Origin of the sequence: Mycolicibacterium aurum, assembly GCF_900637195.1 — a bacterium.
GTDB classification, from domain to species: domain Bacteria; phylum Actinomycetota; class Actinomycetes; order Mycobacteriales; family Mycobacteriaceae; genus Mycobacterium; species Mycobacterium aurum.
On record NZ_LR134356.1, the window covers coordinates 5,924,383 to 5,945,189 of the forward strand.

Below are 20,807 nucleotides of genomic sequence, written 5' to 3' on the forward strand. Positions count from 1 at the left end.
TTCGGTGCGCTACTGGCTCGAACTATCACCCCAGGTCGGCAGGCATGCCAGCCGTTGCGACGAAGACGCGGCGATCGCACCGCACGGGGGCCGGGTATTGGACGATCGCACAATGCGGGACGCCGCGCGTGTGACGGCGGCGTTACGCTCGTCCAATGACGGGCGCTGCCGAGACCGGAGCCCCGACGCTGCGCGACCTGCTGGAGGCCCCCCGGCTGGGGGTGGCAGTGCCCGACGACGCCCCCCAGGATCTCGAGCGGACGATCAGCTGGGCGCACACCACCGAGATGCGGGATCCGTCGCGCTACCTCCGGGGTGGCGAGTTGGTCTGCACGGTCGGCATCAGCCTGCAGACGCCGCAGGACTGCCGCACTTTCGCCGATGCGCTGGCGGGCGCCGGTGCGGCGGGCGTGTGCTTCGGCATCGGAGACGGCCACGACGTGGTGCCGGCGGACCTGCTGACCCAGTGCCGTCGACACGGGCTGCCGGTCCTCGTCGCGCCGCCGAGCGTGCCGTTCAGCACGGTGAGCCGCTTCGTCGCCGAATACGGGCTCGGCGCGGAGATCGCTGTCGCGCGCGCCACCAACGCGCTGGTGCCGGCACTCTTGTCATCGCTACGGCGCCACGATTCGGCCCGCCGACTGCTCGATACCGCAGGCCAGATCCTGGAGTGTCACTTCCTGCTGGAACACGGCACAGCAGATGCCGTGACCGACACCGGGTCGCCGGTGGTCACGGTCGACGTCCCCGGGGTGGGGACGCTCGGCTGGGTGGGCAGTGGCGAGCGACCGGAGCCGGCGCTGCTCGATCTCATCGCCCGCTTCGTGCGCGCAACCACGGTGCAACAGGATGTCGAGGCCGCGCTCGCCCGTGAGCGGGTCGGCCAGCTGCTCTCGCTGGTGGAGCGGCGCATGCTGTTGCCCGATGCGCTGAGCCAACTGCTGGACTGGCCTGGATTCGCCGCCGCAGGACCGTTGACCTGCTCGGCGTGGCCGGCCGGCGCCGGTGCATTGCTGTCCATGGCGGTCCCCGAGGCGTTGGTCGGCGACGCCCCGGATCTCTGCCTCATGCTGACTCCGGGCGCGCTCGAGCTGACCGACGACCTGTCACTGCCGTCGGGCCACTCGGCACCGTTGCCGCTCACCGACATCGGGTCGGCGATCGGGCAGGCACGCATCGCGCTGGAGTTGGCCCAGCGCCGCGGGCGCCGGGTCGGACCCGATCAGCTGAGCACGCTCGACAGCCTGCTCGAGCAACTCCCGTCCGCGCAGCTCGCTCCGTTCAAGCAGCAGCTGATCGACCCCCTGGTCGAGACGGACCGTCAGCGCGGGACCCAGCACGTGCGCACACTGCGAACATTCCTCGCCGTCAGCGGATCGCTGAGCGAGACCGCACGAGACCTGTACCTGCACACCAACACCGTGCGGCACCGACTGGCGCGCATCCGCGAACTCACCGGCCGGGACCCGCTGTCCCACGACGATCAGATGGCGTTCTCGATCGGCCTCCACGCGGTCGACCGGGCCGGTGGATCGCCTGAGCTCTAGCCTCACAACTCGCCGAGGCTGAATCCGTGCAGGGCCCTACTCGAACTTTCGCTGCGTCATTACCGTCTCGGCGGCGTCAGATCCAGATGGCGGCGACGTCCACGGGGTTCACCCGTATCCCGTGCCCGCCGTCGTCGTTCCAGATCAGAGTCCGCAATTCCTCGGTTCTGACATTCCACCCGTTCGCCCGATAGGTCTGGCCTGGTCCCAACACGACGTCGACGGTCTCGGGACCGGGAACGGTTCCCGCCATGAAGTACATTTCGCCGGCAGCCTGTACCACCGCAAGATTCAGCGGCGACGGCGACACCGCGAACGGGCCGCCGTTCGTCCTGCCGCAGATCGCCATGGGGCGCCCGCGGCCCTCGTAGTCGGCGCTGAGCACGCAGCGGATCTCGCCGTTCTGCACTCGGATGGTCTGGTCCCCCTCAGCGGCGGCCGCTGACGGCGCACACAGAATCGCGCCGAGGACAAGCAGCGCCGCCGAAGCCGCGCTCGGTAGACGATTCACGCCGCCTCCAGCAGGAATTGGGAGCACTTTTACCGCAGTGATGCTCTCACGCCCGCCGGCGATGCACTGCGGTTTCGGTGGTCCCGTTCGCTACGTCCCGTGACAAATGATCAACGCTTTGTCACGCCGGCCTGGTCATCCTGAACATCGTGTCCGGTCGCACCTCCGAATAGTCGGCAGGGCCGCCGCCGCGCAGTATGGGCCGTGGGCCCGCGGTGTCGTACACCCCGTCGGTCAGCCACTGACGATCGATGTGCACCGCGACGACCTCGCCGAGCACCATCCAGGTGGAAATGTTCTGGCCACTTCTGTCCTTGAGTTGAATGAGCTGGGTCAGCACGCATTCGAAGTTGACCGGGCTCTCCAGGACCCGCGGAACGCCCACCGCCACCGATGGCACCGGGGTCATGGCGCTCGTGGCGAACTCGTCCTCCTGCGACGGCAGCGTGGCCGCCGTTTCGTTCATGGCTGTCGCCAACTCGCGGGTCGCCAGGTTCCAGACGAACTCGCCGGTGGCGTCGATGTTGGCCACGCTGTCCTTCCACCCGATCGAGGCGAATCCGATGACGGGCGGGTGGTAGTTGAAGCCGTTGAAGAAGCTGTACGGGGCGAGGTTGAGCACGCCGTCGGCGTCCTGCGTGGAGATCCATCCGATCGGCCGGGGGCCGACGATGGCGTTGAAAGGGTCGTGCGGCAGCCCGGTGCCGTCGGCGGGGCGGTAGAAGTGCGCGTCAGGGCGGGCCATGTCCGAGTATCTCCAGTCGTGTGATGAGGTGCTGCCCATTGTGCGCGGCGGAATAGGGTTCCCGCGCCCGGCGTTGCCCCGACGAGTGAGAAACGGCGTACGGAGGCAGGCATGAAGATCGGGATCATCGGGGCGGGACACATCGGCGGCACGCTCGCGCGCCGGCTGCGCGTACTCGGTCACGACGTGGCCGTGTCCAACTCGCGCGCGCCCGAGACGCTGGCCGACCTTGCCGCGGAGACCGGTGCGACGGCGGTGTGGGCGAAGGACGCCGCCGCCGACGCCGACCTCGTCATCGTGAGCATCCCGCAGAAGAACGTCCCCGACCTCGCCGACGGCATCGTCGATGCCCGCAAGCCGGGCGCACCGGTGATCGAGACCAACAACTACTACCCCCAGCAGCGCGACGGTGAGATCCCGGCGATCGAGGATGGTCAGGCCGAGAGCGCGTGGGTCGCGGAGCAGATCGGTGCACCGGTGTACAAGGTGTTCAACGGGATCTGGTGGAAGCATCTGCTCGAGAGTGGAAAGCCCAGCGGCGCGGCGGGACGCATCGCGCTCCCGATCGCCGGCGAGGACGGTCCGGGCCGTGCACTGGTGCATGCGCTGGTCGACGATCTCGGGTTCGACCCGGTGGCGGCCGGACCCATCTCCGAGTCGTGGCGCCAGCAGCCCGGAACACCGGTGTACGGCAAGGACTTCGACGTCGCCGACACCGTCAAGGCGCTTGCCGAGGCGACGCCCGCACGTACTCCGGAGTGGAGCGCGCGCACCTAACGCATCGCGCGTCCGGCCGACCCCAACATCTGCGCGGCCTCGACAACCCTTCCCGCCATGGCGTTCTCGGCCGGCTTGCCCCACGACCGCGGGTCGTAGGCCTTCTTGTCGCCGTAGCTGCCGTCGACCTTGAGCACCTGGTCGTAGCGGGAGATCATGTGGCCGGCGATGGACCGGGTGAAGGCGTACTGGGTGTCGGTGTCGATGTTCATCTTGACGACGCCGCTGGCGACAGCAGAGGCGATGTCCTCGGCGCTCGATCCCGATCCGCCGTGGAAGACGAGGTCGAACGGCTTGGCCTTGCCGGTTTCACCGCCGATGACGGTCTGGATCTCCTCCAGGATCTCCGGGCGCAGATGCACCGAATCCGGGTGGTAGACGCCATGGACGTTGCCGAAGGTCAACGCGGTCAGGTAGCGGCCCCGTTCCCCGGTCCCCAGTGCCGCGATGGTGGCGCGCGCATCGTCGACGGTGGAGTACAGCTGCTCGTTGATCTCGTGCGAGACACCGTCCTCCTCACCGCCGATCACCCCGACCTCGATCTCAAGAAGGGTGTTCGCCTCCACCGATGCCGCCAGCAATGACTCGGCGATGCGCAAATTCTCGGCGAGGGGGACCGCCGAACCGTCCCACATGTGCGATTGGTACAGCGGGTCGAGGCCACGCGCGCGACGTTCCTTCGAGTCGGCGATCAGCGGCCGCACCCAGTCGTCGAGGTTGTCGGCAGGGCAGTGATCGGTGTGCAGGGCCACGGTGACCGGGTAGTGCGATGCGACCTCGTGTGCGTAGAGCGCCAGGGCCTTCGAACCCGCGAAGCGGTTCGCGACGGAGTTGCCGGACAGATACAGCGCCGTTCCCAGTGATACCTGGATGATGCCGTCACTGTCGGCCTCGGCGAACCCCTGCAGCGCGGCGTTGAGGGTTTGGGAACTGGTGACGTTGATGGCCGGATACGCGAATCCCCCGTCCTTGGCGCGATCGAGCATCGCAACATAGTGATCGGGGGAAGCTATCGGCATGGTCGTCCTATCGGTTTGCGTCGGGGCATCCGCATGAATTGCGGTGGTGGATCGTCGTCGGCACGCGAATCTGTTGTGGCGCCGCATCGTGTCCGTGGATGCGGCGCAGCAGTAAGTCGGCCGCCGTGGCGCCGATCGTCTCGACGTCCTGCGCCGCCGCGGTGAGCCGGGGTTCGAAGAGGTCCGACCATTCGAAGTCGTCGAAACAGGAGAAGGCCACGTCGGCCGGTATCGACAAGCCGAGGGCGCGAACGGCTTTGAGCGTTCCGATGGTCATGGAGTTGTTCAGCGAGATCAGCGCGGTGGGTCGGTCGCGTGCCGACATCAGCAGACGAACTTCGCGTTCGGCCACGTCCGTGCTGGAGTGTCCGTCGATGACGAGATCGGCGTCGACCGCCATGCCGCGCGAGGCGAGTGCCGCGCAGTACCCGTCGAAACGCTCGGTGGTGGAGGAGATCCCGGCGAGCCCGCGGACGACGGCGATCCGCCGGTGTCCCAGGTCGAGCAAATGCTCGGTCAACGACTGCGACGCCGAGAAGTTCTCCGGGCCCACCCGGTCGCAGCCGATGTCGACGCCGCGGTCGATCAGCACCAGCGGTGTCCCGGTCCGGGTGATCTTGGGGAGGGTGACGCGCTCCGAACCCGCCGCGGGTGCGACGATCATCCCGTCGACCTGCCGCTCCAGCAGCGAGTCGGTGACCCGCTTCTCCGACTCCACGTCATCGTGTGAGTCACCGAGGATCAGCACGAAGCCGGCATCGGAGAGTGCGCGTTCCACGGCGTGCACCAGGCTACCGAAGTACGGGTTCGTCAGCGCCGAGATCGAGAGTCCAACCGTGTGCGTGCGGCCTGCGGCGAGCGAGCGGGCGACGACGTTGCGCCGGTAGCCGGTCTGCTCGATGGCCGCTTCGACACGTAGGCGCGTGGCGCTGTCGACCTTGCGCGTGCCGTTGAGCACGTGCGAGACAGTCGATGCGGAGACGCCGGCGATGCGGGCGACGTCGCCCATCGTGGTCACCGGAGACGCACGATGCGGTCCGCGCGACCTGCGGTCGACTCGATCAGTTGGGCGTTGCGCTCGTCGGACCCCAGCGCCCAGAAAGCCGCTTCCTCGGGCGACTTTCCGTACGCCTCGTGTCGGCGCACCAAACGTGCGTGGCGAACGTCGGTGTCGGGGGCCAGGAACCACACCTCGTCGATGCAGGATCGGGCCGCGGGCCAGGCATCGGATTCCAGCAGGAGGTAGTTGCCTTCGGTCACCACCAGCGGCACCGTGGGCAGGACGGGGATGGACGAGCTGATCGAGTCTTCGATCTCCCGCCGGAACCGGGGCGCGTACACGATCGGGTCATCGACGCGCTGAGCACGCAGCGTCGCGATCAGCCGGGCGTACCCGCCGTCGTCGAACGTGTCGTGCGCCCCTTTGCGCTCCCGGATACCCATGTCGATGAGGACCTGGTTGGCCAGATGGAAACCGTCCATGGGGACGAGCACGGCGGTGTCCGGACCCAGGGCCGTGACGAGTTGCTCCGCGACGGTGGACTTCCCGGCGCCAGGCGCACCGGTGAGACCGATGATGCGGCGCTCGCCGGGGACGACGAGCGCCGCGGCCCACCCGACCAACTCGTCGAGGGTGGCGTCCTGCACGTCCTGGTCGATGGTCACCGTTCTCGCTTTCGACTCTGTGCGACAGAGAGGTTCCTCAGCCACGCCCGCGGCCCGACCACCGAACACCGTAGTGCAGCCACCCGGGCCGATCGCGCGATGCGCTCGGTGATACTGCTCTCGCTCTGGGTCGAGAAGTACGCGTACGCGCCGTGAAAGACATCGCCGGCGCCCAGCGTGTCGACGGCCACCACGGGTTCTACCGGCACGCTCCCGGACTCGCCACCGGACCACCACTCGACGGGACCACCGCCGTGGGTGGTGACGACGGTGCGAACGCCACTGCGCACCAGCGCAGCGGCGGTTTCCTGGGGGCTGCCGGTACCCGGCAGCCGGAAATCGTTGGAGCACACCATGTCCGTGGCGACGGGGACGAGGTCGCTCATCACCGGTTTCCATCGGCCGGCGTCGACCACGAGGGTGGTGGCCCGTGCTGCCGCCAGTCCAGCGGCAGCACGGGCGATCAGGGGGTGGTGTCCGTCGACGAGAACCACATCGGCACCGTCCACCAGGTCGGCGAGGTCCGGCGGTGGCGAGGCGTCGGAGTTCACTGCGTCGAGTGAGACGACCGACCGGTCACCGGTGGATTCGATGACCGAGACCGCGGAGACGGGTACCGCGCGGCGGGTACCTGCCGCCGCGTCGACGACGTGCACGCCAAAGGCGGCGAGGTCGGCCCGAACCAGATCGGCGACCGGATCGTCGCCGAGCGCAGTGACGAGGACGGCACTGCCGCCCAGTCCCGCGAAGGTGACGGCGGCGTTCGCGGCCGGTCCGCCCGCCGCGACGAACTGCGCCGTCGACGTGATCTTCTGGTTCTCCGCAGGCGCTTTCGTGATGCGGTGGATGACGTCGAGTGTCGCCAGCCCCACGAAAACCCCGACCGGAGCCTTCTCAGAGACCTGCGCGTTCCTCATCGCTCGGCTCCTCTGCACCGGTCATGAGCGCAACCACCTCGGACATCGAGCGCTTCTTCGGATCGACGACGCCGGCGCGTTGCCCGAGTCGGTGGATGTGAATCCGGTCGGCCACCTCGAAGACGTGCGGCATGTCATGGCTGATGAGCACCACGGGGATACCGCGGTCACGGATGGACCGGATCAGATCGATCACCTGGCCCGACTCCCGAACGCCGAGCGCAGCGGTCGGCTCGTCCATGATGATGACGCCGCGGCCGAACGCCGCAGCCCGCGCCACCGCGACACCCTGACGCTGCCCACCGGACAGCGTCTCCACGGCCTGGTTCACCGACTTGATGCCGATCTTCAGATCGGCGAGGTGCTGGGACGCATCCTGCCGCATCTTCGGCATGTCCAACCGGCGGAACAGACTGCCCGCGATGCCCTTTCGACGTACTTCGCGGCCGAGATACAGGTTGGACGCGATGTCGAGTGCGGCCACGACCGCGAGATCCTGGTACACCGTCTCGATACCCGCCGCGCGCGCGTCTCGGGTGTTCTTGAACGACACGGGAGTCCCGTTCATCAGGATCTGACCCGAGTCGGGCACCACCGCGCCGGCCAACGCCTTGATCAGACTGGACTTCCCGGCACCGTTGTCACCGATGACGGCAAGAACTTCGCCTTCCCGCAGCGCGAAATCGGCTCCGTTGATGGCCGTCACGCTCCCATACCGCTTGACGAGTCCGCGTGCCTCGAGAACCGGTACGCCTGTCGTCTGCGTGGTCACTGTGACCTCCTGCGCGTGAACTGATCGACGGCCACCGCGACGATCACCAGGATGCCGGTCGCGATGTTCTGATACAGATTGTCGACGCCGGCCTGGGTCAGGCCGTTGCGGAGCACACCGACGATCAACGTGCCCACCAGCGTTCCGCCGACACCGCCGCGCCCACCGAACAGGCTGGTGCCACCGATGACCACCGCGGTGATCGATTCGAGATTGGCATTCTGGTACGCGTTGGGGTCGGCGTTCGGGATGCGCCCGAGGGCGGCCCATGCGGCGATGGCCGCGATCACGCCCGTCGTGATGTAGACCGACAGCAGCACCCGCCCGGACTTGATGCCGGAGAGATCCGCGGCCTGCCGGTTCCCGCCGACCGCGTAAACATGTTTACCCCAAGCGGTTTGGCTCAGGGCGTACCAGGCGGCGAGGTAGACCAGCAGCATCGCGACCACGCCGTACGTGGTCGAGAAGGATCCGACGCGAAAGGACGTGCCCAGGAACGTGAGCGGCCCCTGCTCCACGCGGTAGGTCTCGGAGCCCGCCAGCAGGCGGGTCGCCGCCTGGATGGCGGTGAACGTTCCCAGCGTGACGATGAACGGCGGTAGGCGCAGCGCCGTGACGAGTCCGCCGTTGACGGCGCCGAACAGCACGCAGACCAGCAGCGTCGACCCCAGCGCCACGAAAGGACCGTTCGCACCGGCACTCTGGGCCAGCACGATGCTGCCGAAGACGGCGATCGCACCGATCGAAAGGTCGATACCGGCGGTGAGGATGATCAGGGTCTGGCCTACGGCCAGAATGCCGATGACCACCGATTGCTGCAGGATCAACGAGACGTTCTGCGGGTTGAGGAACGAGTTCGAGATCGAGCTGAAGATGATGATGGCGAGGACGAGCGCCACCAGCGGACCGAGCAACGGTTCACGCAGGATGCTGTCCACATTGAACCGGCTCGATACCGATGGCTTCGCTGTGGTCGGAGCGTCGGTGCTCATGGGACGGTTCAGCCCCAGCAGTTCTGCTCGCCCCAGGCGGTGTCCTTGGAGGGGAGCCCGGGAACCGGCTTGTCGGTGATGAGCTCGGAGCCGGTGTCGTTGAATCCGCTGGGCTTGGTGCCGTCCTGGGCGAACTTGACCACGGCCTGCACACCCTGTTCGGCCATCTTGGCCGGGAACTGCATGACGGTGGCGCCGATCTTTCCGGACTTCACGTCCGCGACGCCGGTACAGCTCCCGTCGATCGAGCCGATGGTGATCTGGTCGGCCCGGCCGGCGGACTGGATGGCCTGGTAGGCACCGGCGGCCGCCGGCTCGTTGATGGTGTAGAGCGCGTTGATACCCGGGGCGCGCTGCAGGATGTTCTCCATCGCCGTCTGCGCCTTGGTCTGGTCGCCGTTGGTGTTCTCCTGGCCGACGATCTCCGGGGAACCCTCGGAGATACCGAAGCCCTGCAGGAATCCGTCGTGGCGGAAGGTGTCGACGGTGCCGCCCGGGGTGCCGTCCAGCATCACGATCTGGGGCGGCACGTTGCCGAGCGCGGCTTTGACCCATTTGCCCTGGCTGACACCCGCGGCCAGATTGTCGGTGGCGAAGGTGGCGTCGACGGCGTCTTCGGGATCGGTGGCGGTGTCGAGGGCGATGACGACGACACCCGCGTCGCGGGCCTTCTTGATCGCGTCGAGCACGCCGGTGGAGGAGTTCGGGGTGATCAGGATGCCCTTGACGCCCTGGCCGACCATGTTCTCGATGGCGGCCACCTGTCCCTCGTTGTCGCCGTCAAAAGCTCCTGCAAGCGCCACCAGTTCGGCGCCGTCCTTGTCGGCCTGCGCCTGGGCAGCCTCCCGCAGCTTCACGAAGAACGGGTTGGAATCGGTCTTGGTGATCAGCCCGATCTTGATGCCGTCCGAACCGGACCCGCCGCTGCAGCCGGTCAGTCCGAGAACGAGGGAGCCGGCCGTGAGAACCGCGCCGACCGCGAGCGTGCTCCTGTTGCGCTTTCCGAACATGTGGACTCCTTTGTCCCGATGCGACGCCGATCGCGCCCCGTGTTCTGCAGGAGCCTAGAGGCTAGGCAAGCGCTTGCGCATGCGCTTTCGCGAAAAATTCCCGGCTGTCGTCGATGTCCGTTTATGTCGTCATCCTTGCGCGCGCACCCTCCATACGACGGGGATCAGCGGCAGCGGGCACGATGGGACGTGTGGACGTTCTGGTGGTGGGCGGCGGCCCCGCGGGAATGGCGCTGGCAGGGGCGTGCACCCGGCTGGGACTGACCACCGGGTTGCTGGACTCCGCCCCCGACAAGCCGTGGACGGCGACCTACGGGATGTGGAGCCGGGAACTTCCGGCTGATCTCCCGGCGTCGCTCGTCGCGGCTCGTGCCGCGGGCCGGGCGATCGCGCTGACGGAACATCGGCTGGGCTGGGACTACGCCGTCCTCGACGTGCCTGCGCTCCGTGCACACCTCGCCGACGGGCTGACCGGGGTGCAGATCCACGCCGGGCGCGCCGTCGGATCGCCGGAGGTCGGCGTCGTGGCGTTGGCGGATGGATCACACCTGCGGGCCTCGGTGGTCATCGACGCCGGCGGCCAGGCACGGCCACTGGACCCGACCACCTCACGCCGGGTGCCTGCTGCCCAGACCGCCTACGGATTGATCGTCGATCAGGAGACGGCCGCGCCGCTGATCGCCCCCGGCGACGCGATGTTCATGGACTGGCGCGCCGACCACGGCGAGGCCGGCTGGCCGACGTTTCTCTACGTCGTTCCGCTCGGCGGCGGGCAGGTGCTGGTGGAGGAGACCTCCCTGGCGCGCCGCCCGGGGCTGCCACTGGCCACGCTGCGCCGGCGGCTGGCCGCCCGGCTGGCCCGCCACGGCATCGAACCTCCCAAAGATGCTGCGTCCGAGAAGGTCTCGTTCCGGATCGACCACCGGCGCCACCGCGGGCCCGGCGTGCTCGGGTTCGGCGCGGCCGCCCCGTTCATTCACCCGGCGACGGGGTTCAGCCTGGCCACATCCCTGGCGCTGGCCCCGCAGGTGGCCGCTGCCCTCGCCGCGCATCTACCGGGCGACCCGGGCACCGCCCTGACCGCGGCCCGCCGCACCGTATGGCCCTTCGAGGCGAAGGTGGTTCACCGCCTCCGGCGGATCGGCTTGGAGGCGCTGCTGCGGATGCCGCCTACGGAAGTTCCGGGCTTCTTCGAAGAGTTCTTCGCGCTACCGGAGTCCCACCGCTGGACCTACCTCACCGGGCGCGACGATCTGCGTGGGATGACCGCCGTACTCGGCCGCCTCTTCCTCGGGGCCGACGGTCGGCTACGTCGCCGCCTCGTCACCCCCACCGTCCTTCCCCCGGTGGGTACCAACGAAGAACCGGTCTCAGCCGAGGGCCAGCGCCGCTACCGAAAGGTCTCGCAATGACCCACCGCATCGCCGTCATCCCGGGCGACGGCATCGGCACCGAAGTCGTCCCCGAAGGACTGCGCGTGTTGGAGGCCGCGGCGGCCGCGTTCGACTTCCGGCTCGAGGTCGAGCATTTCGACCACTCCAGCGCCGAGTACTACCGCAGGCACGCAAAGATGCTGCCCGACAACTGGTTCGACGAGCTCCGTGGCTTCGATGCGATCTTCTTCGGTGCCGTGGGGTGGCCCGAGGTGGTGCCCGATCACGTGTCGTTGTGGGGCAGTCTGCTGCAGTTCCGGCGCGCTTTCGACCAGTACGTGAACCTGCGCCCGGTCCGGTTGATGCCGGGCGTGCCCAGCCCGCTTGCGGGTCGCCGGCCCGGCGACGTCGACTTCTACGTCGTGCGGGAGAACACCGAGGGTGAGTACTCCAGTGTCGGCGGCAAGATCTTCGAAGGCACCGACCGCGAGGTGGTGATGCAGGAGACGGTCATGACGCGGATCGGTGTCGACCGAATTCTCAAGTACGCCTTCGACCTTGCCCGGTCTCGTCCCAAGAGGCACCTCACCTCGGCGACCAAGAGCAACGGCATCTCCATCTCGATGCCCTACTGGGACGAACGCGTGCAGGCGATGGCCGCGCACTATCCCGAGGTGGACGTGGACAAGTACCACATCGACATCCTCGCGGCGAACTTCGTCATGCACCCGGACTGGTTCGACGTCGTCGTCGCCTCGAACCTGTTCGGCGACATCCTGTCCGACCTGGGCCCCGCCTGCACGGGCACCATCGGGATAGCGCCCAGCGCCAACATCAACCCCGAGCGGACGTTCCCCAGCCTGTTCGAGCCCGTCCACGGTTCGGCGCCCGACATCGCCGGCCGCGGCATCGCCAACCCGATCGGACAGATCTGGTGCGGGTCCATGATGCTCGAGCATCTCGGTGAAACCGAGGCTGCCGCAGCGGTGCTCACCGCCATCGAGACCGTGCTGGAGCGCGGCGAGGCGCTGACCCCGGATATGGGCGGCACCGCCACCACCGCGACCCTGGGCGCCGCCGTCGTCGACGCCCTCGGCGCGCCATGACGGTTACGCTGGAGTGGCCGGTGAGCACGGCGGCAACCCGCTCCCCTGGTACCGAATCCGAGTCGAGGAGACTTATGCATTGGCGGCTGCCGAAACGGGCGATGACGACGATCTCGGTGGTCTGTGTCGCCCTGCTGGTGAACGGTTGCGAGGCCCAGGTCAGCGGTGCGCCGCCGGACGCCGGGAACATCCCGGAGGCCACCGTCGCCGCCCCGCAGGCCCCGCCACCCGCAGCCCCGCCGGCTCCGCCGGAGGCGCCCTTCGCAGGACTGGATGCCCGCGTGCGGCAAGCCACCGCCGACGCAGCAGCCACCGGTGCCGACATCGAGACCGTCGTCCTGGACCGCGACACCGGCCAGACCGTGTCCGGTGGCGGCGACAACCCCTTCCCGATCGCCTCCGTGGTGAAGCTGTTCATCGCCGACGACCTGCTGCTGCAGGAGTCAGAAGGCAAGACGCAACTCTCCGCGGCCGACCGTAGGTCACTCGATGCCATGCTGCGGTCCTCCGATGACAGCGCGGCGCAGAACTTCTGGGACCGGAGCGGCGGAAATGCCGTCATCGCGCGTGTGAAGGCGCGGTACGGATTGGCGGGCACGACGGCACCGTCCAACGGGCACTGGGACGTGACCACAAGCACCGCAAGCGATCTCGTCCGCTACTACGACATGCTGCTGGACGGTACGGGAGGGCTGCCACCTGAGCAGGCCAACGTCATCATCGGCGACCTCGCACAATCCACCCCGACGGGAACCGACGGGTACCCGCAGCGGTTCGGGATTCCCGACGGGCTGTACGCCGAGCCGGTGGCCGTCAAGCAGGGCTGGTTCTGCTGCTGGAACGGTGGCAATCAACTGCACGTGACCACGGGCGTGATCGGACCCGACCGCCGCTACGTGATGGCGATCGGGTCCCTGGACCCCACCGGCGCCGCCGCCGCCCGCGACAACCTGACCCAGGCCGTCAAGACGATGTTCCCGGGCGGCAAGATCTGACACAGCCGGTCCGCGACGCATTCTCCCCCTCGGCCGGTTAAATTAACGGTCACAATATTTGGGCCCGGCGCCCGCCTTCCGAATGCGTCACAGGGGGATCTCATGGCGTTGGCGACCGAGTCGATGGTGCTTCGGGCCGAGCGCCGCAGCCTGCGCACCTACATGGTCACGATGCTGGGCCTCGCGGTCCTCGGCTTCGCGATCTACGCCATCACGCGCGTGTCGGCCACCCAGCTCGACGGCGTGATCTCACTGATCAACGCGGCAGCCGCGTTCATCGCCGCCCGCCTCGCGGTCACCGCGTCACAGCCTGCCGACGAAGACAACCCGTACGGCCGCCTGGCCCTGGAGAATCTCTACGCCCTCTTTCGTTCGCTCATGATCCTCGGAGTGGTGATCGTCGGCCTGGTGATCAACATCGTCAAGGTGGCGGAGTACCTCATCACCGGCGAGGGCAGTGAACCGGAGTTCGGTGTGGCTGCGGTGTACACCGCGGTGTGCGTCCTGGTCTGCCTGGCGCTCAAGTGGAATCACGAACGCAACAACCGTTCGGTCGGTGGGGCGTCGGCGCTGCTGCGGGTCGAAGCCACCGCGGCGAAGATGGAAGCCATCATCAGCGGCGGCATCTGCGCGTCGCTGGTGTTGGTGACGGTGATCCCGGAGGGCACCGTCATCACCTCGCCCGATTTCGACATCAAGGACATCGCCGACAGTCTCATCGTGATCGTCCTGTGCGTGCTGCTCGTCGGCGAGCCGATCCGCCAGATCCGCCTGGAGTTCGGGCGGTTGTCCGGACGGCGGGCCGACCCGGCTCTCGACGCCGCCGTCAGGGACGCCATCGCCGCGGTGAACGCCGAGCACGCCGACGAACTCGACCACCAACTGACCCTGATCGATTCCTTGGCCATCAGCCGGGGCAAGACCACCGAGGTCGACCTGCGGGTCTCCTACGACGGCGTGATGTCGGTCTCCGAGCAGGACAACCTGCGCGCGCACACCTACGCCGAGCTCCGTGACCGGATCGGCCCCCTGCGCCTCACAGTGGTGTTCAGCGCACTGCCCATTCACGCGACACCGACCCTCTGAACGGTCGCCGGGCGCCTCTCCCACCGCCACGGCTGCACGAAGATGTCCCATCGGCCGTCTACCATTCCTGCGACACACGTGTAGTTGCCGAGTGGGTCGCGCCAGGGCCGTCGCGTTTCTCCTCTCCGTACCTGGCCTCGAAAGGATGAGCAGTGAGTTACACCGCCGCCGACATCACCGAGCTCGACGATGTCCAGCACACACGCCTGCGGCCGGCGGTGAACCTCGGCCTGGACGTGCTCAACACCGCGCTGCGCGAGATCGTCGACAACGCGATCGAAGAGGTCGCCGAGCCGAGCCACGGCGGGTCACGCGTGACCATCACCCTGCACGCCGACGGGTCTGTCAGCGTCGCCGACGACGGCCGCGGCCTGCCCGTCGACTCCGACCCGGTGAACGGCAAGAACGGCATCGTCAAGACCCTGGGTACCGCACGCGCGGGTGGCAAGTTCTCCGCGCATTCCGACGCCGCGAGCACTGGCGCCGGACTGAACGGCATCGGGGCCGCGGCCGCGGTGTTCATCTCCGCACGGACCGACGTGACCGTGCGTCGGGCCGGGAAGACCTACCTGCAGAGTTTCGGCGGCGGCTACCCCGGGGTGTTCGACGGTAAGGATTTCGACCCGGACGCCCCGTTCACCCGCGCCGATACGCAGAAGCTGCGCGGCGTCGGCAACCGCAAGCCGGACGCACACGGCACCACGGTGCGGATCCTGTTCGACCCCGCCGTGGTACCGGACTCAAGCGTCGACATCAACGAGGTGCTGCTCCGCGCACACGCCGCGTCGCGGATGTCCCCGGGTGTGCACCTCACCGTCGTCGACGAAGGCTGGCCCGGCGACGAGGTCCGGCCCGAGCTGCTCGAGCCGTTCGGCGGTCCCTGGGGCACGGAAACCCTGCTGGATCTCATGTGCGTTGCTGCCGACGCTCCCGTACCCGGAGTGCGCGCCGTGGTCGACGGACGCGGCGAGTACACCACCGGTCGCGGCCCAACCCCGTTCCGCTGGTCGCTGACCGCAGGCCCGGCCGAGCCGGCCACCGTGGCCGCGTTCTGCAACACCGTGCGCACGCCCGGTGGCGGATCTCACCTCACCGCTGCCGTCAAGGGGCTGTCCGAGGCCCTGGCCGACCGCGCCTCGCGCATCCGCGACCTGGGCCTGGCCAAAGGCGAAGACGGCCCGGAGGCACAGGATTTCGCCGCGGTGACCGCGCTGGCCGTCGACACCCGGGCACCCGATGTGTCGTGGGATTCCCAGGCCAAGACCGCGGTGTCCTCCCGGTCGCTGAACGTGGCGATGGCCCCGGACGTGGCACGCAGCGTCACCATCTGGGCGGCCAACCCCGGCAACGCGGACGCCGTCACCCAGTGGACCAAGTTGGCCTTGGAGTCGGCGCGGGCGCGGCGCAGCGCCGAGGGCGCCAAAGCCCGGTCCCGGGCCGCGTCGAAGGCCAAGGGTCTGGGGACCAATCTGTCGCTGCCGCCGAAGTTGCTCCCCAGCCGGGAGACCGGACGCGGGTCGGGCGCCGAGCTGTTCCTGTGCGAGGGCGATTCAGCGCTGGGCACCATCAAAGCGGCGCGCGACGCCACGTTCCAGGCCGCGTTTCCGCTGAAAGGCAAGCCGCCCAACGTCTACGGCTTCACCGTGAGCAAGGCCCGAATCAAGGACGAGTTCGATTCGATCGAACGCATCCTGGGCTGCGGGGTCCGCGACAACTGCGATCCGGAGTCCTGTCGCTACGACCGGATCCTGTTCGCCTCCGACGCCGATCCCGACGGTGGCAACATCAACTCGAGCCTGATCTCGATGTTCCTCGATTTCTACCGGCCCCTCGTCAAGGCCGGCATGGTCTACGTGACCTTGCCACCGCTATTCGTGGTCAAAGACGGCCAGGAGCGCATCTACTGCCAGGACGAGTCCGAGCGTGACGCCGCGGTGGCCCAGCTCAAAGCCACCTCCAAGCGCAAGGTGGAGGTGCAGCGCAACAAGGGTCTTGGCGAGATGGATGCCGACGATTTCTGGAACACCGTGTTGGATCCGCAGCGGCGCACCGTCATTCGGGTGCACCTCGATGACGGCGATCCGAAGTTGCACCACACGCTGTTCGGCGGGCCGCCGGAGGGACGGCGCACGTGGATGGCTGACGTGGCCGCCCGCGTCGACACCGCCGCCCTCGACCTCACCTAGGGAGAATGACTGTGACCGCCACTCTGGACGTTCCTGAGCAGAACCCCGACCTGGTGCTCGACCAGAGCGCCGACGACTACTGGAACCACTACCAGCTGACCTTCGCTCTCTACAGCGTCAGCGACCGCGCCATCCCGTCCGCGTTCGACGGTCTCAAGCCCGGACAGCGCCGACTGCTCTATCAGATGCACGACTCCAGATTGCTGCCGGGCAACAAGCCGCAGAAATCCTCGAAGGTGTGCTCGGCCGTCACCGGCAACCTGCACCCGCACGGCGGCGCGTCGATGTACGGCGCGGCAGCATTGATGGCCGCCGAGTTCCAGCGCGTGAAAGTCATTGACGGACAAGGCGCTTTCCCACGCATCCAAGGTGACATTCCCGCCGCCGACCGTTACACCGAGATGCGGCTGTCGGCGCCCGGTGCGGCGCTGACCGCCGAACTCAACGATCACGCCGTGCCCATGGTGTCGACATTCGACGGGGAGTGGATCGAACCGACGGTGCTGCCCGCCCAGTGGCCGGTGTTGTTGTGCAACGGCGCGGTCGGCATCGCCGAGGGATGGGCCACCAAGGTGCCCGCCCACAATCCGCGCGAGATCATGGCCGCCTGCCGGGCGCTGCTGAAGACCCCGAACATGACCGACGACAGGTTGCTCAAACTCATTCCCGGTCCCGACTGGGGCTGCGGCGCCACCGTGGTGGGCACGGCCGGGCTGCGGGAGTACATCACCACCGGACGGGGGCAGCTGACGGTACGCGGCACGGTGTCGGTCGACGGCAAGAACGTCATCGTCACCGAACTGCCACCCGGAGTGGCGAGTAACACTGTGCAGGAACGGATCCGGGCACTGGTCGAGTCCGGGGAGATGTCCGGTGTGGCCGACATGTCCGATCTGACCGACCGCCGCAACGGGCTGCGTATCGTGGTGACCGCCAAGCGCGGCCACAGCGCCGAGACCATCCGCGACCAGCTGCTCGCCTTGACACCGCTGGAGTCGACCTTCGCCGCCAGCCTGGTCGCCCTCGACGAAGACCGGGTGCCGCGCTGGTGGACGGTGCGGGAACTGATCGCCGCGTTCCTGCACCTGCGTGACTCGGTGGTGTTGCGCCGCAGCGAATACCGGCTGGAGAAGGTGGCCGCGCGGCGCCACCTGGTGGCCGGCCTGATGACGATCCACCTCGACATCGATGCTGCCGTCGCGGTGATCCGGGGCTCCGACACCGTCGACGACGCCCGCCAGGGCCTGCAGGAGCGGTTCGGGATCGACACCGAACAAGCCGATTATGTTCTGGCCCTGCAGCTGCGCCGGCTGACCAAGCTCGACGTCATCGAGTTGCAGGCCGAAGCGGAGAAGCTGGATGCCGAGTTCCTGGCGCTCACCGAATTGGTGTCCAATCCTGATGCGCGCCGGACGGTGATCGACAAGGAGCTGGTCGAGACCGCGAAGCTGTTCAAGGACGCCGAATTCGACCGCCGCACGGTGCTGGACTTCGACGCCACCCCCGTTACCGGCGGCGCCGATGACGACGGTCCACGCGAGCGAAAGGTCAACACCTCCTGGCGCCTGGACGACCGCGGCGTGCTCTCCGACAGTCGTGGTGAGCTGCTCAGCGCCGGTCTGGGGTGGGCGGTGTGGACCGATGGCCGCGTCAAGTTCACCCACGGCGCCGGTCTGCCCTACAAGATCAGGGACGTCCCGGTGGCCCCTGACATCACCGGATTGCTGCAGTCCGGTGTGCTGGCGCCCGGCTCCCACCTGGCTCTGGTGACGCGGCGCGGAAAGGTTCTGCGCATCGATCCCGCAGCCGTGAACCCGCAGGGCGCGGCGGGCAACGGTGTCGCCGGGGTGAAGCTCGCGGGTGACGACGACGAGGTGATCGCCGCCTTGCCGCTCACGTGTGGGAACGGTGAGGCGATTCTGTCCGTCTCTGAAAAGGGTTGGAAGGTAACCGAAGTCGCCGACATCCCGGTGAAGGGCCGCGGCGGCGCCGGCGTCGGCTTCCATCCGTTCGTGGGCGGCGAGGCCGCGCTGCTGGCCGCGGCGGTCTCGGCGGCCGGGTTCGTGCGCGGGGGAAAGACTGTGCGGGCCGAGAAGCGCGCGAAGTCGTCCATCAAGGGCTCCGGGAGTGACGTGACACCGGCTGGATAGGTGATTCGTCGAGCGGACAGGCCCCGTGTCGCTGTCTAGCCGGTGAAACCCTCGCCCGACGTGGACCGGTCGTGGTGGTCGTAGTTGAGCGCGATCTTGCGGCCGCGGGCGATCTTGTTCAGCATCGCGATCCGCTCGCGGGCGGGTGCGCCGCTGGAATTCCGGCTCTCCCGAACAGGATTGGACCACGGCAACATGTCCGCCACCCTGGCGACAGCGACGTTCAGCCTGGTGAGCTGCTCGACCACCCACACCCGACGCTCGAAGTTGTAGGCCAGCGGCTCGAAGAGCGTGCCTGCGACCATGGCTTCGATCTGCCTGTACCCGAACACCACCCCGGCCGGGGCGAGCGCAATGCTTGCCGTGATCTGGTTGGCGTAGCGGGCCACCAACGTCCTGGCCCAGCCGGGAAGAGTCTCCGTCAGGGTTTCGATATGGGCGGGACCGGCGATGGCGTTGACGAGCTCGGCCCGCCACGGCGACGGGTTGCCACCCCTGGCCAGCACGAAGTTCAACGATTTGATCAACTCGACACCGCCGGCGGAGTGCAGGCTCTCGGGTGCACCCCACAACCGTCCTGAGTACGACGAGTATTCAGCCAGATCCTCGAGCTGCTGCGGGGTCAGCTTGCGGCCGAACGCATGGTCGACCAGACGTCCGAGCAGCATCCCGCTGCCGAAACCGAGCAGCGACGTCACCGGAATCGGCTCACCGAACTTGAGATAGACGTCGTCGCCCCATGTGCGCCGTAACCCCCGACTGGCCAGCGCGTGCATTAACCGCACCCGCACCACGTCCTGGAACGCTTCCGAGCGCCGATCGAAGATGTCCGGCAACGTGAACTCCGCGAACACCCGCGCAGTCTCGATGAAGCGGCGCGGGCCGTCATCCGCGAAACGACCGGTGGCGCCGGTGGCCGCCGAGATGTCGCCGGTCATCGCCGTCTCGTAGAACGCCCATCCCTGGATGATCGTGGTGGCCGCCTTGGTGCTCGACACGGCCAGCATGCGGCCGCGTTCGGCGGCCGCGAGATCGAACTGGCCCGGCAGATTGTCCAGATGCTCGAAGAGGTCGACGAACTCTTGCGGCGGATCCGCCAGCGTGTCAACGCCTTTGGTCAGAGCCTGCTCGAACAGGGCTCGACCCTGCTCATAGCCGAGGCGCTCGAACGCATCGACCGCGCCGATCATGTGTTCGTCGGCCTGCCAGAAGTAGTCGTCGCGCATGCGCGTGATGTCGTTGGGTTCGACCTCTTTGTCGATGTCGATCCACTCACCGAACATGAACTCACGCATGTGACGCCATTGGTCGGCGAAGTGGTCACGGCCGGGCGGGATGGGCCGCAGCGGTCGATCGGGATGGTTGCGTCGGTTGAAGTCGACGTCCTCGAGGAGGACCTCTGGACGCTGGCCGGTCACGGTCATGCAGCAACCCGATCGTCGAAGTGCGTGGTTGGTGCGAGGCTATCGCACAACCTTGCTGAAGTGAATGGCGGTTCTCGGTCTTGACGTCGACGCCTCACAGGTGAGAGCCATGAAAGTACCGTTCGATTACTCGGACTGGAGGCTCAGCGGTGGCGGCCTGGCGTCACTGCTGCGGCACCTCGATGTCCGAGAACAGGACGCGCACGCCGCCGGTGGCAAGCCGCGCCATTGCCTCGAAGAAGCGCTGCGCCTCTGGGGTCGTCACCGCCTCACTGGCGGTGGCGTAGTCGGGGTAGTACAGATCGATCATCCGGTAGGCGGGGGTGGCGCTGCCGTCTTCCTTCGGCCAGACCTTCGATGCTTCGACCCTGATGTGGCCGGGGATGGACTTGGCGGCCTCCAGCTGCTGCTCCGCGTAGTTCGATTCGAACTCCTCGGGGCTCGCGGGATTGTCGTAGATGACGGTGATCTTCGTTTCGGACACTGGGTCTCCTCATGTCGGTCGTCGTCCCCGGTGACGCCGGCGGTGCGC

Annotated in this window: 19 protein-coding genes; 8 read left to right on the forward strand and 11 right to left on the reverse strand. The window is 67.8% G+C overall.

What is annotated here, in order from left to right; translation table 11 throughout:
• Nucleotides 1-155: 155 nt before the first annotated feature.
• Entirely contained in the window at nt 156-1,547 is a 1,392-nt protein-coding gene (locus EL337_RS28135) for a PucR family transcriptional regulator (protein ID WP_197724158.1), read from the forward strand.
• Nucleotides 1,548-1,623: 76 nt separating this feature from the next.
• On the opposite strand, the gene EL337_RS28140 is transcribed toward EL337_RS28135, so the two are convergent.
• Together EL337_RS28140 and EL337_RS28145 are read right to left on the reverse strand one after the other, a co-directional pair.
• Nucleotides 1,624-2,058, reverse strand: a complete 435-nt coding sequence (locus EL337_RS28140) for a hypothetical protein (RefSeq protein WP_048631445.1) — start codon at nt 2,056-2,058, stop codon at nt 1,624-1,626.
• 121 nt (nt 2,059-2,179) lie between these two features.
• Nucleotides 2,180-2,803 (reverse strand): flavin reductase family protein, encoded by a 624-nt coding sequence (locus tag EL337_RS28145; RefSeq protein WP_048631446.1) that lies wholly within the window; start codon nt 2,801-2,803, stop codon nt 2,180-2,182.
• Nucleotides 2,804-2,914: 111 nt separating this feature from the next.
• Between EL337_RS28145 and EL337_RS28150 the strand changes: the two genes are divergently transcribed.
• Entirely contained in the window at nt 2,915-3,580 is a 666-nt protein-coding gene (locus EL337_RS28150) for an NADPH-dependent F420 reductase (RefSeq protein WP_048631447.1), read from the forward strand.
• On the opposite strand, the gene fbaA is transcribed toward EL337_RS28150, so the two are convergent.
• From fbaA to EL337_RS28185, 7 genes are read right to left on the reverse strand one after another with little or no spacing between them, the layout of a single operon-like run.
• Complete coding sequence (gene fbaA / locus EL337_RS28155; protein ID WP_048631448.1) at nt 3,577-4,599, reverse strand: class II fructose-bisphosphate aldolase; 1,023 nt, start codon at nt 4,597-4,599, stop codon at nt 3,577-3,579. The genes EL337_RS28150 and fbaA overlap by 4 nt on opposite strands.
• A gap of 7 nt (nt 4,600-4,606) precedes the next feature.
• Nucleotides 4,607-5,608, reverse strand: a complete 1,002-nt coding sequence (locus tag EL337_RS28160; RefSeq protein ID WP_232786752.1) for a LacI family DNA-binding transcriptional regulator — start codon at nt 5,606-5,608, stop codon at nt 4,607-4,609.
• Nucleotides 5,609-5,613: 5 nt separating this feature from the next.
• The gene (locus tag EL337_RS28165) at nt 5,614-6,264 is read right to left on the reverse strand and encodes a nucleoside/nucleotide kinase family protein (protein ID WP_048631450.1); all 651 of its coding nucleotides are present in this window, start codon (nt 6,262-6,264) and stop codon (nt 5,614-5,616) included.
• Nucleotides 6,261-7,181 (reverse strand): PfkB family carbohydrate kinase, encoded by a 921-nt coding sequence (locus EL337_RS28170; RefSeq protein ID WP_048631451.1) that lies wholly within the window; start codon nt 7,179-7,181, stop codon nt 6,261-6,263. The genes EL337_RS28165 and EL337_RS28170 overlap by 4 nt, the downstream gene beginning before the upstream one ends.
• The gene (locus EL337_RS28175) at nt 7,159-7,953 is read right to left on the reverse strand and encodes an ATP-binding cassette domain-containing protein (RefSeq protein ID WP_048631452.1); all 795 of its coding nucleotides are present in this window, start codon (nt 7,951-7,953) and stop codon (nt 7,159-7,161) included. The genes EL337_RS28170 and EL337_RS28175 overlap by 23 nt, the downstream gene beginning before the upstream one ends.
• Nucleotides 7,950-8,945 carry an ABC transporter permease gene (locus tag EL337_RS28180; RefSeq protein WP_048631453.1) on the reverse strand — a complete coding sequence of 332 codons (996 nt, stop codon included), beginning with the start codon at nt 8,943-8,945 and terminating at the stop codon, nt 7,950-7,952. Before EL337_RS28180 ends, EL337_RS28175 begins: the two co-directional genes overlap by 4 nt.
• An 8-nt stretch (nt 8,946-8,953) precedes the next feature.
• Nucleotides 8,954-9,955: a substrate-binding domain-containing protein gene (locus EL337_RS28185; protein ID WP_048631454.1), complete on the reverse strand. Its 1,002-nt coding sequence runs from the start codon at nt 9,953-9,955 to the stop codon at nt 8,954-8,956.
• A 182-nt stretch (nt 9,956-10,137) separates the two neighbouring features.
• Between EL337_RS28185 and EL337_RS28190 the strand changes: the two genes are divergently transcribed.
• The 6 genes from EL337_RS28190 (at nt 10,138) to EL337_RS28215 (ending at nt 18,851) form a co-directional block, all read left to right on the forward strand.
• Nucleotides 10,138-11,367: a lycopene cyclase family protein gene (locus tag EL337_RS28190; RefSeq protein WP_048631455.1), complete on the forward strand. Its 1,230-nt coding sequence runs from the start codon at nt 10,138-10,140 to the stop codon at nt 11,365-11,367.
• Nucleotides 11,364-12,434, forward strand: a complete 1,071-nt coding sequence (locus tag EL337_RS28195) for a tartrate dehydrogenase (protein ID WP_048631456.1) — start codon at nt 11,364-11,366, stop codon at nt 12,432-12,434. Before EL337_RS28190 ends, EL337_RS28195 begins: the two co-directional genes overlap by 4 nt.
• Before the next feature lie 74 nt (nt 12,435-12,508).
• Nucleotides 12,509-13,429 (forward strand): serine hydrolase, encoded by a 921-nt coding sequence (locus EL337_RS28200; protein ID WP_048631457.1) that lies wholly within the window; start codon nt 12,509-12,511, stop codon nt 13,427-13,429.
• Nucleotides 13,430-13,531: 102 nt separating this feature from the next.
• Nucleotides 13,532-14,515: a cation transporter gene (locus EL337_RS28205; RefSeq protein WP_048631458.1), complete on the forward strand. Its 984-nt coding sequence runs from the start codon at nt 13,532-13,534 to the stop codon at nt 14,513-14,515.
• 152 nt (nt 14,516-14,667) lie between these two features.
• A complete protein-coding gene (locus tag EL337_RS28210; protein WP_048631459.1) occupies nt 14,668-16,701 on the forward strand; it encodes a toprim domain-containing protein in 2,034 nt (677 codons plus the stop codon).
• An 11-nt stretch (nt 16,702-16,712) separates the two neighbouring features.
• Nucleotides 16,713-18,851, forward strand: a complete 2,139-nt coding sequence (locus tag EL337_RS28215) for a DNA gyrase subunit A (protein WP_048631579.1) — start codon at nt 16,713-16,715, stop codon at nt 18,849-18,851.
• Between the two features lie 35 nt (nt 18,852-18,886).
• Here EL337_RS28215 and EL337_RS28220 read toward each other — a convergent pair whose 3' ends face one another.
• Together EL337_RS28220 and EL337_RS28225 are read right to left on the reverse strand one after the other, a co-directional pair.
• Nucleotides 18,887-20,275, reverse strand: coding sequence for an oxygenase MpaB family protein (locus EL337_RS28220; RefSeq protein ID WP_048631460.1), 1,389 nt, complete (start codon nt 20,273-20,275; stop codon nt 18,887-18,889).
• A gap of 163 nt (nt 20,276-20,438) precedes the next feature.
• A complete protein-coding gene (locus tag EL337_RS28225) occupies nt 20,439-20,759 on the reverse strand; it encodes an EthD family reductase (RefSeq protein ID WP_048631461.1) in 321 nt (106 codons plus the stop codon).
• Nucleotides 20,760-20,807 lie beyond the last annotated feature (48 nt).

What these genes read in the sequence shown, in the direction of transcription:
- EL337_RS28195 (WP_048631456.1), top strand. Translation starts at nt 11,364, where the DNA reads ATGACCCACCGCATCGCCGTCATCCCGGGCGACGGCATCGGCACCGAA.
- EL337_RS28190 (WP_048631455.1), top strand. Translation starts at nt 10,138, where the DNA reads ATGGGACGTGTGGACGTTCTGGTGGTGGGCGGCGGCCCCGCGGGAATG.
- fbaA (WP_048631448.1), bottom strand. Translation starts at nt 4,599, where the DNA reads ATGCCGATAGCTTCCCCCGATCACTATGTTGCGATGCTCGATCGCGCC.
- EL337_RS28180 (WP_048631453.1), bottom strand. Translation starts at nt 8,945, where the DNA reads ATGAGCACCGACGCTCCGACCACAGCGAAGCCATCGGTATCGAGCCGG.
- EL337_RS28185 (WP_048631454.1), bottom strand. Translation starts at nt 9,955, where the DNA reads ATGTTCGGAAAGCGCAACAGGAGCACGCTCGCGGTCGGCGCGGTTCTC.
- EL337_RS28135 (WP_197724158.1), top strand. Translation starts at nt 156, where the DNA reads ATGACGGGCGCTGCCGAGACCGGAGCCCCGACGCTGCGCGACCTGCTG.
- EL337_RS28145 (WP_048631446.1), bottom strand. Translation starts at nt 2,803, where the DNA reads ATGGCCCGCCCTGACGCGCACTTCTACCGCCCCGCCGACGGCACCGGG.
- EL337_RS28200 (WP_048631457.1), top strand. Translation starts at nt 12,509, where the DNA reads ATGCATTGGCGGCTGCCGAAACGGGCGATGACGACGATCTCGGTGGTC.
- EL337_RS28220 (WP_048631460.1), bottom strand. Translation starts at nt 20,275, where the DNA reads ATGACCGTGACCGGCCAGCGTCCAGAGGTCCTCCTCGAGGACGTCGAC.
- EL337_RS28160 (WP_232786752.1), bottom strand. Translation starts at nt 5,608, where the DNA reads ATGGGCGACGTCGCCCGCATCGCCGGCGTCTCCGCATCGACTGTCTCG.
- EL337_RS28205 (WP_048631458.1), top strand. Translation starts at nt 13,532, where the DNA reads ATGGCGTTGGCGACCGAGTCGATGGTGCTTCGGGCCGAGCGCCGCAGC.
- EL337_RS28150 (WP_048631447.1), top strand. Translation starts at nt 2,915, where the DNA reads ATGAAGATCGGGATCATCGGGGCGGGACACATCGGCGGCACGCTCGCG.
- EL337_RS28170 (WP_048631451.1), bottom strand. Translation starts at nt 7,181, where the DNA reads ATGAGGAACGCGCAGGTCTCTGAGAAGGCTCCGGTCGGGGTTTTCGTG.